The organism is Photobacterium sp. GB-56 (assembly GCF_003026105.1).
Classification (GTDB): domain Bacteria; phylum Pseudomonadota; class Gammaproteobacteria; order Enterobacterales; family Vibrionaceae; genus Photobacterium.
Genome location: NZ_PYNW01000026.1, coordinates 18,873 through 33,495, shown reverse-complemented (window position 1 = coordinate 33,495; position 14,623 = coordinate 18,873). Strand labels below are relative to the sequence as shown.

Below are 14,623 nucleotides of genomic sequence, written 5' to 3'. Positions count from 1 at the left end.
TCTTGATTGGAATCTTCTGCTTTTCTTAAATTATTAGAGTATTCAACAAGCGGGTAGTAGTAGTGACTTTTCGCTGCGTTGATAATGGCACTAATATATTGCTCGTGGGTTAAATCTGGTTTCAATACTGTACTGTAATATACGGCACGAACATCGCCTGTTTTTGCTTTTTCTACAAAAAGTTTTTGTGCTTTATCTACCCATTCCTCACTGCATTCACTGGAATAGTACATTTGACAAATATCGTTTTTAGGCGAAAAAAACAATGCTGCATAAGGGTTGCCTTGTTCAGCTGATTCCATATATAGCTTTTTAGCCATAGGGTTGTTTTTAATACCCGTTCCCCATGTAATTGATGCTAACCAAAATTTTGCGTCAGGATTTTGGTTTTTTACCATCGGTTCAAGTTGTGTCTTTGCCTCAGCCCAAAGATTACGTTGGATGTATAAAACACTTTCAAAAAGTGGATCCCCTTGTTGGTATATACTTGCGATATCAACGGTTGGACTTACTGACGATATAGGATTTTCTGATAAAAATTGTTCAAACACAGCAATATCGGCCTGTTGTGGCTCTGTTGCTTTTGAGCAACCGGTTAAGGCTAAAAAAGAGAAAACTAATAGTAGGGTAGTAATAGTTACTTTCATGCATTTAGACCTTAACTTAGCGGACTGAGAAGCTGATTGATTTTAATGCACAATAGTACACCTAAAAATTACTAGGCAATAATTTGCGCGAGGTGTAGATAGTGAAAGGAAATGTAGAGTAGGTTAAATTAAGAAAACCTACCAAGAATTTGATTTTCAATAGTTAAAAATCCCCCCTCATAATAAAGGGGGGAATAGGGTATTAATCGGAAATCATTTTATTCACTTTGTTAAAAAATCCGCTTAGGCTTTCGTCGTTATACAACTTTTCGTATGGTTCAATACTATAACTTCGCATTTCCATATCCCATCCTTGATTATTATTTAATTTTATCGCCTTATCATATTCTTTTTTTAATTTAGTAGGTATTTTTGAATGTGGATGTCTTAAATATTTTAAGAAATTAATATAATCCTCATTGTTTTCAGCATAGAATAAAATAAAAGCTAACGAGTTATACCCTAATAAATCTCCATTTTTAGCTAAATTACCGAGCATTGTATTTAACTCTTTATTTGATGGACAGATATCCGATAATGATTTCTCTTTTGATTTAAAACAAACCCCAATAAACCCAGTTGATAAATATTTATTTTCTGCATTAATTAGAATGTCTTTAGCTAATTTTTTATAATACTCGTATTCTTTTCTCTGTTTATCAGTTTTATTTTCAACAGAAAACAAACCTTTTTGAAGTTCATCAGCACAATAAAAAAAACGCTCTTCTGCACATTGCTTAAGAAGTTTCTCTGCTTTTGGTGTGAACCATGTCCTCTCTTTATTTACTCTCTCTTCAAATGACATATAACGATACTGTTCATAATCTTCGTTATATAATACCGATGAGTTTCCCTTTTTCCATTTACGATAAGTGGATCTTAATACTTTGTCATAACCAGAATTATCACATAATTCTTTATATCTATTAAGTTGACAGGTTCTTTTCTCCCCATAGGTATCCATGGCATAAGGATATCCTTCATCAGTTAAAGCTTTTAGCATCTCTAAAGACTTTTTTAGATCATAACGTGCCATTGAAACTGCATAAATATATCTTGCCTCTATATTATCTTTATTATTAATATAAGGTGTAGTTAGCTCTATCGCTTTTTTAAAATCAAAATCGTACACCATAAAATTTTTCGCAAGATATATTTTACCTTTATCTAAATTTGACAACTCAGAAGAATAACCATTCTTCATTATCTTATCCATCGCAAAAACTGGATTTAACTGGATAATACATAAAATCAATCCATAAAATATCTTTTTCATTATCTATTTACCTATAGATCTAGCCCCCTGGCTTTAAGGAGGCTAACCAGTCACTATTCGGAATCTAACTTATTTACTTTGTTAAAAAATCCGCTTAGGCTTTCGTCGTTATACAACTTTTCGTATGGTTCAATGCTATAACTTCGCATTTCCATATCCCATCCTTGATTATTGTTTAATTTTATCGCCTTATCGTATTCTTTTTTTAATTTAGGGTCTAACTTTGAATCTGGATATCTTAGATACTTAGAAAATCTAAGATAATTTTTTGTATTGTCATTATGAAATAATTCATAAGCAAGAACTTGATACCCTTTTAAATCACCTTCTTTAGCTAAATTAGTTAACATTAATCCTAATTCTTTTTTAGATGGACAAATATTAGATTCTGATTCTGGTTCATTACAATATCCAAGATAGTCAATTCTTAAATATTTATTTTCTGCATTAATTAAAATATCTTTAGCTAGTTTTTTATAATACTCGTATTCTTTTCTCTGTTTATCAGTTTTATTTTCAACAGAAAATAAACCTTTTTGAAGATCATCAGCACAATAAAAAAAACGCTCTTCTGCACATTGTTTTAGAAGTTTCTCAGCTTTTGGTGTGAACCATGTTCTCTCTTTATTTACTCTCTCTTCAAATGACATATAACGATACTGCTCATAATCTTCATTGAATAATTCAGATGAATTTCCTTTTCTCCATTTATAATACATTGTTCTTAATAATTTTTTATATCCTGAATTATCACACAATTTTTTGTATCTATTAAGTTGACAGGTTCTCTTCTCTCCATAGGTATCCATGGCATAAGGATATCCTTCATCAGTTAAGGCTTTTAACATCTCTAAAGATGTTTTTAGATCATAACGTGCTAATGAAACTGCATAAATATATCTTGCCTCTATATTATTTTTATCGCTAATATAAGGAGCAGTTAACTCTATCGCTTTTTTAAAACCAGCTCCATAAGTAAGAAAATTTTTTGCTAGATATATCTTATTTCTATCTACATTTGACAATATCGAAGAGTAACCATTTTTTATGGTCTTATTTATAGCAAAAACAGGATTTAACAGGATAATACATAAAATCAGCCCATAAAATATCTTTTTCATTATCTATTTACCTATAGTTCTAGCCCCCTGGCTTTAAGGAGGCTAACCAGTCACTATTCGGAATCTAACTTATTTACTTTGTTAAAAAATCCGCTTAGGCTTTCGTCGTTATGCAATTTTTCCCAAGGTTCTATATTGTAATTTTTTTTCTTATAACTCCATCCAACACCATTATTCAATTTTAATGCATTATCAAAAATGTCTTTTAGCTTAGATGATGATAAGAGTTTTGGATATAAAACATATCTTGGAAAACTAAAATCATATATATCTTTATATAGTAAAAACGATAATGTATGATATCCTGATAAATCTCCTTTTTTAGCTAAATTAGTCAACATCGTATAACTTTCATTTTTAGTTAAACAAATATCATTATCTCTATATTTACTCTTATCAAAACATCTATCCATATAGTCTATTTTTAGATATAAATTATCTGCGTTGATTAATATTTTCTTCGCTAGTTTTCTATAATACTGATAATCTTTCTCTTGTTCTGGAGTTCTTTTATTAATAAAATATAATCCATTTTGTAATTCATTTGCACATTGAAACACATTATCATTAGCGCATTGACGAAGAAGCTTATCGATTTTAGGATTAAACCAAGTATGCTCTTTGTTAATTCTTTCATCCCATGGGGTATCAAGAAACTGTTGATAAAATTCATTATATTGTTCAGAAGGATCTATTTTTCTCCAATCTAAATACGTCTGACTCAATAATTTATCATATCCATATTTTAAACAAGCATTCTTATATTTATTAAGTTTGCAGGTTCTTTTCTTCCCATAAGTTTCCATCGCATAAGGATATTCCTCATTAGTTAATGTTTTTAGCATTTCTAACGAAGTTTTCAGATCATAACGCGCTAATGCTGATGCATATATATACCTAGCAAAAATATTGTCATTGTTTTTTATATATGGTTTTGTAAGTTTAATAGCTTCTTTGTTGTCTTTACCATATTCCAAATAAATATTTGCTAAGTTTATTTTTTTTAAATCATCATTTGATAAATTACTTTTATTTATTTCGCTTCTAGAATAAACACAACCTGAGAATAAAAACAAAAAAATTAGAATACTATTAAATTTCATAATAACCATCCATCAAATCTAATAACGCACTCATGTCACCATTCTTAATGGCTTCTAATATACGTTTTTTATTTTTGAAATCACCAATACTATTTTCTTTTTCAACCATATTATCAACTAAATTATTTATTGATTTAACCATACTAGACTTTATCATCTTCGATGGTGAATTTATAAATGATAATAGGCCATCAGAAAATTCTTTATATTCATCAGGATAAACCTTAGACCTTGCTAAATGGTAATATCCAAATTTCAATTCTAATGAGAGGTTAGTTCTCTCGCCATTAAAGACTACAAATTCCAAATCAGTACCATAAAGTTTTCTTTTTATTACTTTGTATTTAGTTTCAGGGTAAGAATTAAAATATGCATCTATATTATCTTTAACTTTATTTACAAAATAAAGTTCATTAATGTTAATGCTTTCGTGATAATCTAACCCATCAATATAGAACTGATCATATCTCTCTAAAAACTCTTTTAACTTCCCCCAAACAATATAAGGAATCAATTTATTAGCATAATCCCTCACAAGCATTACTTTACCAAGAGCATTAAATCTTGTAAAAGTTTCGCATATTTGTCTATCTTCAACAGACTTATAAATATAACTATCTTGATTAACCCAAAAATTAAGTAATTTACAGATAGCTATCCAACGAGGGGCCTCCTCATTAACACCATTTACTAATTTTTCTTTTTCTTTTTCAGAAAGTTGTGGTGGCTTTAATATTTGAAATGGAGACTGATTAAAGCGTTTTAACTCACTAACTTTGACACCTAGAGTAATGTCAAGAAGAGTACTATCAACCGTTAGAGAATATAAAAGTCTTGCTCTTGATTCTGGGGGCATATTATTAAACCAAGGCTTCATATCCTGTATATTCTGATTCTTATTATGAAATGATATTATATTATTCGCAATCATATCAGCATGCCCATGAACCAAGATTTTTTTCTCTTGCTTTATCACTTCATTCATATTTAATAAAGCCAGCTGAGAAACCTCCAGTCCTGTCACCATAGTCATCGTAATGAGAGTATTTAATACTTGATTACCATCTAAAGTACCATCCTCATCGTCTTTCTCCGTAAAAATATCTAAGCGTCGAAAATCATTGCTTGCCAATAAGTCAACGAAAGCATTAACAAACTCAAGTAAAGATTCTGGATATAGTGCTATCGTCTGCTCTACATAGCCTCCACCACCAACAGTAAGACCACCACCACAAGTTAGAATATATTGATTCTTTCGATAGCCAAATTTGAGTGTGCCACGTAGCCCAATACCAAAACTTTTCTCAGTCGTATTACAGAAACGTCCTATTTGATGCCAATCTCGATCTTCTCGAACGTGATAATTATTTGTCGTTCTTAAATTATTAGCTTGCATTGGCGTAAGTTGAGCAATCCAACTTTTATTTAGAGGATCGAGCACCATGCCCTGCATATTCTTAATTGGTTTACACCATTTAACATCACTGGATACAGTAACACCAGCACGAGCACCCGCGAATACATCAACAGAGCCAGCAATATAGCCGCCATTTGGTAGATTGGTATCACCAGGTAAAATAGGTGAAAGAGAAAGGCCTCCGTCCGTTGATGTCATAGAAACTGCCGCACTTAAACTTAATCCGATCCCGACACTTCCATAAAGTACCATATCAACATCCGATCTTAATTGCCCCAAATGCAGTTCCTTTACTTTATTTTGCTCACCAAAACGTGCGGATATAATCATAGGAAAGCCATTACGGCTCGGCAGCATCTGCTTTATTGACATATATCCACTCAATATATCAATACTGGCCGACGCTTCTATACTGGCAATATCTGTCTGTTTAATCGCTCGTTTTACAAGATCCTCAAAAGACTCTGGATAATCAGCTTCAAAGCGGCAATTATCAGCACAAAAGCGAAATAGCTCAGCTTGCGCATTGACGATATAACTTAGCCCCTTTCCTCCACCTATAGTTTGTGACATTTGAATAAGGGAAGTGTATTTTGTAAATTTATCAATACTACTATCAGGGATATCACTATTAAGATTGACTGTTTTAGTTTGGTTATTTTTTACAGAATCACGAGCCAATTTTATAGCTTGCTTAATTCCAGCCTGTAATGAATCGGCTGAATTGGCTTGTTTAATGTCTTCATCTTTAACGCCACGAGCAACATCTATATTGTCTTTTAATTTTAACTCTGTAACGAGACCATGAGAGTCTAGTAATTTATTTAAATCACTGCTTATCATATAACGAGGTTTATTTTCTTCGCTCATGATAAAAAATTCAACTATGTGCGTATCCGACTCTTTCCATGCAAATTTATATTCAGTTAATTTGATATCATTAGAAGACCAAGTAATGGTATCAAGTGCAAGTAATGATTGTTTAATTTTATTGCTATCAAGACAAAAATTTACTTTCCCTTGTTTTAAATTTTGATTTGCACAATATTTTAGATAGTCGATTTGATAACGTATCGCTGCAAGAATATATATGCCACCCATTCCATAGTTAAGAGCAGTTGTTTTGTTTCCTAAAATTTCGGTAATGTATTCTTGGATATCTGCGGATAACGCTTTATCTAAAGCATCAGAGAAAGCAAGACAATTGTAATACCCTAACTTTTCGATAAATAAGATAAATTTGTGGTTACTAATCTCGTGAAGTATTTTCGGGTTACTACTATCAAAGCGTAGCATTTCTATATTATCTGTAAGGTCACGCCCAGTTCTATCCAACTTGCTTAATATAGATTTATCACTCAATTTACTGACCAAATCATCAAACGCTTTCTGAGTTTCTTGATCTGTAGCAAAAAGCTCTTTTTTTGATAGCACTTGCTCTGGAACCGCCATCCCTTGAGCATTCAATAGCTCCAAACATTTGTATACATTTGCAGCAACAATGCTATTTGTTCGAACATTTCCTTTTTGTTTGTACTTTTCGAAATCATCAAGCATGTCATATTGAGGATCTCTATACATATCATTAAAATCTTTTCGAAGAGCAATGTATCCGTTATAACTTTTCTCAACGAACTTTTCATCACCTTTAACAAAACGATATTTACCAGTTAGTAAACTTTGATACCATAAGAATCCTTCTTTTTTCGCTTGCTCTTTAGCCTTTTCCTCATATTGTTCAATTTGATTGCTCAACTGCTTAATGACTTGCGTATTGAGAAAATTAACTAAGTCTTTTTTTGTACTGTAACCAATCCGCGTCGAATTACGTAATTCTATATTATGCTCAATCGCTCGCATGGTATTTCGTACAATAGAATCTTCCGCCAAATCTGAATACGTCAGACCTAGCTGTTGACTGTAACGCTCAATAATTGAATCTTCAGCAGCGGCAACTTTCTCTAGTTTTGGTATTTTTGACGTATTTTCAATAATCTTGACATAGGTTTGAATTAAGTTTCTCGTATAAAGACATTGGACATAGTCACTTTTATCTTTTTCAGAGGATAAAAAATAAGTAAATGAGCGGATCTTATAGTTTTCAAGAATGCCTTTTTGATTTAATTTTTCTAGCACTTCTTGTTGGATCGCCTCTTTACCTTTTTGTTCATCCTTTTTGGCATCGCCTGAATACAATTTTTCCGTTACCACTTTAACGGTATCATCTAATTCATCAGCTTGCGCCTTTAATTCTTCAGCATCTTTTGCTGAAACATAAAACCATTTCTTTTGCTGAGGAATATATAAAATATCAGCAACGTTTTTAGGTTCACAGGGCCCAGCGGTTACTCCGTCTGAACTAAATACATCACATTGTTGTAATTCTGTATTGGTTAAATCTAAAGTCTTAGCCATAATTTATTTCTTATACGCAATTTTAAGTAGATCCCACTCAACTTCATTCAATTGAAACCAAGCAATTGTCTTTGAATTTTCGAACGAACTAGGGTGATGATTTTCAATGGTATGAACAGCTCCATTTTGTTTCCATCCAATACGAATGATTGGCCCTAATAGCGTTTCTTGGCGTTCTGTCGTTAGATCCGCGAACCAATACTGCAAATATTTAGGGTTATAAAATCGAACGACATAGGGTTTGTGGGTAGGGCTAAGCATTAGCACAAGAGTTTTTATGTAGTCTTCAAATTGTTCATCATTTAACTGACTTGCAAACACTGCACTGCTAGAGAACCTCGTCAATATTTCTTCCACTTTATTTGATGGAACCTTTACCCAAAGAGGAGAAACAGATAAAGAGTCAGCCAAAGGTGTATTGGTATACCACCAAAAGTAATCGAACCCTTGCGCTGTAATAAAATTAAGTGATTGTTGACTATCTGGAGTATCAATAACAATCCAATGGTTTTCACTTTCTAAGAACATGCGTGTTCTCCATTACATAATCCACAAGTTGTTTTACCTTCTTGTTTTAAACAAACCCCCACGGCTGCCAAATTTAGTTTTGCGGCATGCTCTAATGCTTTTGTTGGTGAGTGAACGAGTGGAGAAACGGACTCAATTTTATGTGCCGCTTCAACCGCACGCGGTAATAACGGTGATAAACCCCCAAAGCCAGAGCCACTGCCCGCACTGCCACCTGCATTGATGTTGACCGCTGCCCCTGAAATTGAAACGCCAGATGCATCTATTTTGATAAAGCTGCCGCCAGCCTTCAGCGTGATTTCAGCACCCGCTTCAATCACGGCTTTTGAGCCTGCTTTAAGGTGTACTTCATTACCCGCATCCACCAATAATGCTTGGCCTTGTTTCATGTGTAAGCTGCCATCAACCGCAACGGTTTGATCGGCTTTTACATGGGTACGGCTTTCACCGTCGACGGTTAGGTGGTCGTGGGTTTTGATGTGGGTGAAGCGTTCATTGTCTACATCAAGGTGTAAATCGTGTTTGATGTCGTCTTTGCGATCGTTTTCCACCAACATGTTCACGTCTTTTTGCGCGTGAACATATATTTCTTCTTTGCCTGCTTGGTCTTCAAAGCGCAGCTCGTTATAGCCATCACCTTGGTGTGTTTCTGTGCGCAATACCGTACGGGTTTTATTGGCAGGTAACGGGTAAGGGGGCTTGTTGGTCGCATGGTAAGTGCGGCCTGTGATAATCGGTTGGTCTGGATCACCCTCCAGAAAATCAACAATCACTTCATGACCAATACGGGGTAGTGCGAGCATGCCATATTGGCTCCCCGCCCAACCTTGGGAGACTCGTATCCAGCAACTCGCATTGTCATCACTGTTACTGTATCTATCCCATGGGAATTGGACTTTGACCCGACCGTATTCATCACAGTAAATCTCTTCGCCTTCAGGGCCCACAACCATCGCAATTTGTGGGCCGTCTACACGAGGCTTAGCCGTGTAGGTGGCTCGCCATGGGCGATGACCGGGTATCACAATAAAATCATTGTTATAGGTTGTTACGCCTTGTCCGCCAGCTTCTTCTAATGCTTGCGGTTGCGTGCCCATATGGTTAACCGCCACCACGAGCCATTCGTCATTACATTGCTCATCATCGTGTTCTTGGAGAGTGAAGTTCACCCCAGCAATTAAACCGTGGGTGTTACTTTCACCATAGGCTGTATTGGCATCACGACGTAATGATTCGAGTCGAAAAGAAGTAAACGGCTTACCGCTGGCATCGTCTTTGTAACGCCCAGGGTAATCGTAATGTTCGTAATTGGCTTGCTGGTAATCGGCTTCTTTCGCATTGGCCGTTTGTAAGAAGCTATAAGCCGGCTTTTTAAAGCTGTAATCTTTGAGTTGCGCTGATGATGGGCGCATTTGCGTATGGCGAGCAAAGGTGCGCACAAAAGGCACGCCACTTTGCCCACCACTGCGGCTGTTATAAGGCAGTGGTGCCGCCAGTCGAGCGGCACTTTGGGTGTCATCAGAAAAGCGCAGGGTATTCTTTTTATTATCATGGACAAAGCTGTAAAACAGGCCTTCTTCTGCGGCAATGCGGTCGATAAAGGCTAAATCTGTTTCACGGTACTGGACGCAATATTCACGCGGCACGTAATCTCGCGTTAAAACGAAATCAACATCGGTAATCCCTAATTCTTGTAGTATCACCGAGATAATTTCAGGCACCGTTTGTGTTTGAAAGATACGGCTATTGTGGCGCAACGCGAGGCGGGCTGCTGGCGGTACAAATTCCACCTGATACAAGGTGTGGTGATGACCTGTGTCACCTTGGGTAAAACGTCGAATAATGCCATGCCATTGCTGTTGCTGTTCACCGTCTCGCCAGACCGTGAGCGTGGCCGTGTTATCGACGGTTTCTTGCGGCGTATAGGCCGGGTGACGACTGGCTAAGTCGATGGTAAAGGCGAAAGGCATAGACAGGTTGTCAGTGCCTGAAAATTGCGTGACGGCAAAGGCATCAGCCTCTAGCCCATCGACTTCGAATGTAAATTGCAAACCCGTTTTTGTTGCCATACTGACCTCGTGGTTAAACCTTTGCTAACGTCGGCCTTGCGGCGTATTTAGCAAAGGCATAAACGAAAAGCAGCCTACACAGTTGTGTAGGCTGATACATAGTTGAGTGCGATTACGCTTCTAGCGGTGCACGCCAGTCATCAGCACCAGATGTGCCAGATACCGTGTGATCCCAGTTAATTGCACGGTAAGCCATTGATACTTCGATAAGCTGCGTGAAGTCTTCTTTTGATGAATCTTGGCAGTGTGGCATGTGGGTGTTGATATCAACAATCGTTGCATCGGTCAGCGTTGTGGTGAAGTAGTGCTCTTGTTTACCTTCAACCGATGTGCGGTACCACTTTAGCTCTACAGACGGTAGCATTTCACCTGATGCCAATGAGTTGTACATCAGAGGAACGGCTTTGTTCAGTGCCACGGTAAATTTAAATGGCTTGTGAACACGTTGACCTGAAGGCTGACCTGATTGTGGGTCTGTAGGAACAGTAACAACGTGCTTGAATTCTTGAACAAGCATTTGGTCTTCGTGACCTTCAACATAGATGTTACCGACAGAATCAGGTGTGAATGCACCCGCTGTAATATTACCCTGAGTTTGGCCTTGGATCGCGATATAACAAGGAGTTGGCATCTTAGTATCCTATTTTATGATGGAGTAAATGACACAGCCTATGCTGTGATGACGTGCTGTTAGAGCAGGAAGTGTGCCAGTTTTTAAGTTCCTGATAAGTATGGGTTTTGCGTTTTTACGCTAGTAAATATCGAGCAAGATCTTGCCCGGCTGGGCAACTTATTGCTCGATTTGGGCAAGATCTTGCTTACTTTCGTGATTAAAGAATTTTTATTGGTAATGATTTGTCATCTGAATAAGCAATGATTAAGGGCTTAAAAAAATGGCTAAAAAATAAAAAACGCGCAATAGATATGGTTAGTAAAATGTAAATAATAAAGTTTATTTAACAATCTCTTTTTTAATGGAGTCTGTTAATAACGAAGCGGGCAAGATCTTGCCCGAATGTTAAATATCAGGTATTGCTTTAAATTTTTTATTTACAATATTCTTATTAGTGAGAAAGGGCCTAGTATTATTAAAATCATATCCTTTATTCTATTATATTAATTAGGCTCTCTAAATTATTAATAGAATGAAGCACATTTTTATACTGAATTTTTTATATGGGAGTTTGTTTTTTGGGAAGGCTATCACATATATTTGGTTTTTTAATTTATTCAATATTTTAAAAAAAACATAGCATTTTAGTCTGGAGTTTAGCGTTAATATGTTAATGCTGGGTTTAAGGTTATGGAATCAATAGTTTTTTATGTTGTGTTTGAATTTATTAAAATTCTTATTTGTATGTATTAATAGATTTTAGTGTCTCAAAATCTATACAATATTGCTTGATATGCAACGGTAATTACTATTTAATTCACTGCAAGCAATATTTGTTATCTAGAAGCATTTTTGTTGGTTAGGAAATAATATAAATAATAAAGCATATTTAATTAAAAATAACATTTTCATTTTTAATTTGTTAAAGATGTTAAATCTGCTGGTTTATCTATTCGTTGTAAATAATAAAAATAACGGGGTTTAAAATGTCTAAAGAAGGCACCGTCGCACCTAAAGAACGTATTAATATTAAATACGTTCCTCACAAAGGTGATGTTCAATCTGAAGTAGAGCTACCATTAAAAACACTTGTTGTGGGTGAATTTAAAGGTGATGGGGAAGATAAACCTATAGAAGAGCGTAAAGCCGTTTCAGTTGATAAAAATAACTTTGAATCGGTTATGCGCGAAAGTAAATTATCGTTGACAACTTCTGTGAAAAACAAACTTTCAGACGATGATTCTGACTTATCAATTAATCTTTCAATTAAAAGTCTTAATGATTTTTCTCCTGATGCAATCAGCCAACAAGTTCCAGAATTAAAAAAACTGATTGAATTAAGAGAAGCATTAGTTGCTTTAAAAGGACCACTTGGAAATATTCCAGCATTTCGTTCTCGTCTTCAAGAACTAATTGAATCTGACGAGTCACGTGAAAAGCTACTTAACGAGTTACAACTTGTTAGTGGCGAAGGTGAGAAATAGTAATTTCCTTTTGGCTTTAATTTTAAGAGAACGATAAATGTCTTTACAAAAAACACTAGAATCATCAAGTACAACTGAAAGCAGTTTACTTGATGAAATTATGCTTCAAACACGCATGACTCCGTCCGATGAAGGTTATGACATTGCCAAGAAAGGGGTGGCTGCATTCATTGAAAATTTACTGGGTAATTCTGGTGTAGAACAAGTCAATAAAGGACTTGTTGATCAGATGCTTGTTGAGTTAGACAGTAAGATTAGTGCGCAAATGGATGAAATTTTACACTGTGAAGAGGTTCAAAAGGTTGAATCTGCTTGGCGTAGTGTGAAGATGCTTGTTGATCGTACTGATTTTCGTGAAAACAATAAAATTGAATTATTGCATGCGACTAAAGAAGAGCTTTTAGACGACTTCGAATTTGCGCCAGAGACGTCTCAATCTGGTTTATATAAGCATGTATATTCGTCTGGATACGGACAATTTGGTGGTGAACCTATTGGCGCTATCATTGGTAATTACTCATTCACGCCATCATCGCCTGATATTAAGCTACTTCAATACATTGGTGCTGTGGGTGCAATGGCTCACGCTCCATTTATTTCAGGTGTAGCACCAGAATTTTTTGGTATCGAATCTTTTGAAGACTTACCAAATATTAAAGATTTAAAAGCAACATTTGACAGCCCTCGCTATATTAAATGGCGACAATTACGTGAATCTGAAGATTCTCGTTACCTTGCATTAACGGCTCCACGTTTTCTTCTTCGTACCCCATACGATCCAGAAGAGAACCCAACTAAAACATTTAATTACCGTGAAAACGTGAGTGATTCACACGAAAGCTACTTATGGGGTAATACCTCTTTTGCTTTGGCTTCACGTTTAACTGATAGCTTTGCTCAATACCGTTGGTGTCCAAATATCATCGGTCCTCAAAGTGGCGGTACTGTTGAAGATTTACCTGTTCATTTATTTGAATCTTTGGGTGAATTACAAGCAAAAATCCCAACAGAAGTGTTAGTGACAGATCGTAAAGAATTTGAATTAGCTGAAGAAGGCTTTATTGCATTAACCATGCGTAAAGGTAGTGATAACGCTGCATTCTTCTCTGCTAACTCAGTTCAGAAACCAAAAGTTTTCCCTAATACGAAAGAAGGGCGCGAAGCTGAAATGAACTTCAAATTAGGTACTCAATTGCCTTATATGATGATCATTAACCGCTTAGCGCACTATGTGAAAGTATTACAACGTGAACAAATTGGTTCTTGGAAAGAGCGTCAAGATCTTGAGCGTGAATTGAACGCATGGATTAAACAATTCGTGGCTGATCAGGAAAACCCACCAGCTGATGTTCGTAGTCGCCGTCCTTTACGTGCTGCGAAAATTGAAGTACTTGATGTTGAGGGCGATCCAGGTTGGTACCAAGTGGCATTGTCTGTTCGCCCTCACTTTAAATACATGGGCGCAAACTTTGAGTTATCACTAGTTGGTCGTTTAGATCAGGCATAATTTCAATGTCTTATATAGAACTAGAAGATAGGGCTTATGGTGTTAGTCTCTTTGAACGTTTAGAGACTAATGCGCCGCGAAAAGTGATGACGAAAGGACCGGATGCTAAACATGTTTTAAATTCAATTAAACGCAATGTTGCGCAATTACTTAACACTCGTTTAGGTGAAGCACTGTGTGCGCCTCATTTGGGATTAATTGATTTTAATGATGCAACTTTAGGTACGCATGATCTGGCATTACAAATTAAGCTGGCAATTCGTCATTGTCTTGAGCGCTACGAGCCACGTTTAGACAAGATTGATATTCAATATGTGCCAAATGATGAAAGTCCATTAAATATCTTCTTTCATATTACAGCATGTATTAATTCAAGAGCACTGCATGATTCGGTGCGTATTGATTTGATGTTGGATAATAGTCGTAAATACAGAGTAATTTAA

Annotated in this window: 11 protein-coding genes; 3 read left to right on the top strand and 8 right to left on the bottom strand. The window is 35.8% G+C overall.

The window, feature by feature from the left end:
* The 8 genes from C9J42_RS20295 to C9J42_RS20260 all read right to left on the bottom strand — a co-directional run.
* A partial coding sequence (locus tag C9J42_RS20295; RefSeq protein WP_146144073.1) for a hypothetical protein occupies positions 1-647 on the bottom strand: 647 nt, incomplete at its 3' end.
* A 202-nt stretch (positions 648-849) separates the two neighbouring features.
* Positions 850-1,923 carry a hypothetical protein gene (locus C9J42_RS20290; RefSeq protein WP_107302269.1) on the bottom strand — a complete coding sequence of 358 codons (1,074 nt, stop codon included), beginning with the start codon at positions 1,921-1,923 and terminating at the stop codon, positions 850-852.
* A gap of 53 nt (positions 1,924-1,976) precedes the next feature.
* A complete protein-coding gene (locus C9J42_RS20285) occupies positions 1,977-3,044 on the bottom strand; it encodes a hypothetical protein (protein WP_107294545.1) in 1,068 nt (355 codons plus the stop codon).
* Between the two features lie 53 nt (positions 3,045-3,097).
* Positions 3,098-4,147 (bottom strand): hypothetical protein, encoded by a 1,050-nt coding sequence (locus C9J42_RS20280; RefSeq protein ID WP_107208779.1) that lies wholly within the window; start codon positions 4,145-4,147, stop codon positions 3,098-3,100.
* The gene (locus C9J42_RS20275; RefSeq protein ID WP_107208778.1) at positions 4,137-7,979 is read right to left on the bottom strand and encodes a hypothetical protein; all 3,843 of its coding nucleotides are present in this window, start codon (positions 7,977-7,979) and stop codon (positions 4,137-4,139) included. The genes C9J42_RS20280 and C9J42_RS20275 overlap by 11 nt, the downstream gene beginning before the upstream one ends.
* A 3-nt stretch (positions 7,980-7,982) precedes the next feature.
* Positions 7,983-8,507, bottom strand: a complete 525-nt coding sequence (locus tag C9J42_RS20270; protein WP_045131087.1) for a DUF4123 domain-containing protein — start codon at positions 8,505-8,507, stop codon at positions 7,983-7,985.
* On the bottom strand, positions 8,498-10,576 hold the full coding sequence (locus C9J42_RS20265; protein WP_107208777.1) for a type VI secretion system tip protein VgrG: 2,079 nt from the start codon (positions 10,574-10,576) through the stop codon (positions 8,498-8,500). The genes C9J42_RS20270 and C9J42_RS20265 overlap by 10 nt, the downstream gene beginning before the upstream one ends.
* 112 nt (positions 10,577-10,688) lie before the next feature.
* Positions 10,689-11,207, bottom strand: a complete 519-nt coding sequence (locus tag C9J42_RS20260) for an Hcp family type VI secretion system effector (protein WP_005365509.1) — start codon at positions 11,205-11,207, stop codon at positions 10,689-10,691.
* 968 nt (positions 11,208-12,175) lie between these two features.
* On the opposite strand from C9J42_RS20260, the gene tssB reads away from it, so the two are divergent.
* The 3 genes from tssB to tssE are packed head-to-tail and all read left to right on the top strand — an operon-like array spanning position 12,176 to position 14,623.
* Positions 12,176-12,673: a type VI secretion system contractile sheath small subunit gene (tssB, locus tag C9J42_RS20255; protein WP_006644100.1), complete on the top strand. Its 498-nt coding sequence runs from the start codon at positions 12,176-12,178 to the stop codon at positions 12,671-12,673.
* A gap of 37 nt (positions 12,674-12,710) precedes the next feature.
* Positions 12,711-14,180 carry a type VI secretion system contractile sheath large subunit gene (tssC, locus tag C9J42_RS20250; RefSeq protein ID WP_107208737.1) on the top strand — a complete coding sequence of 490 codons (1,470 nt, stop codon included), beginning with the start codon at positions 12,711-12,713 and terminating at the stop codon, positions 14,178-14,180.
* Between the two features lie 5 nt (positions 14,181-14,185).
* Positions 14,186-14,623, top strand: coding sequence for a type VI secretion system baseplate subunit TssE (gene tssE, locus C9J42_RS20245; RefSeq protein WP_045084966.1), 438 nt, complete (start codon positions 14,186-14,188; stop codon positions 14,621-14,623).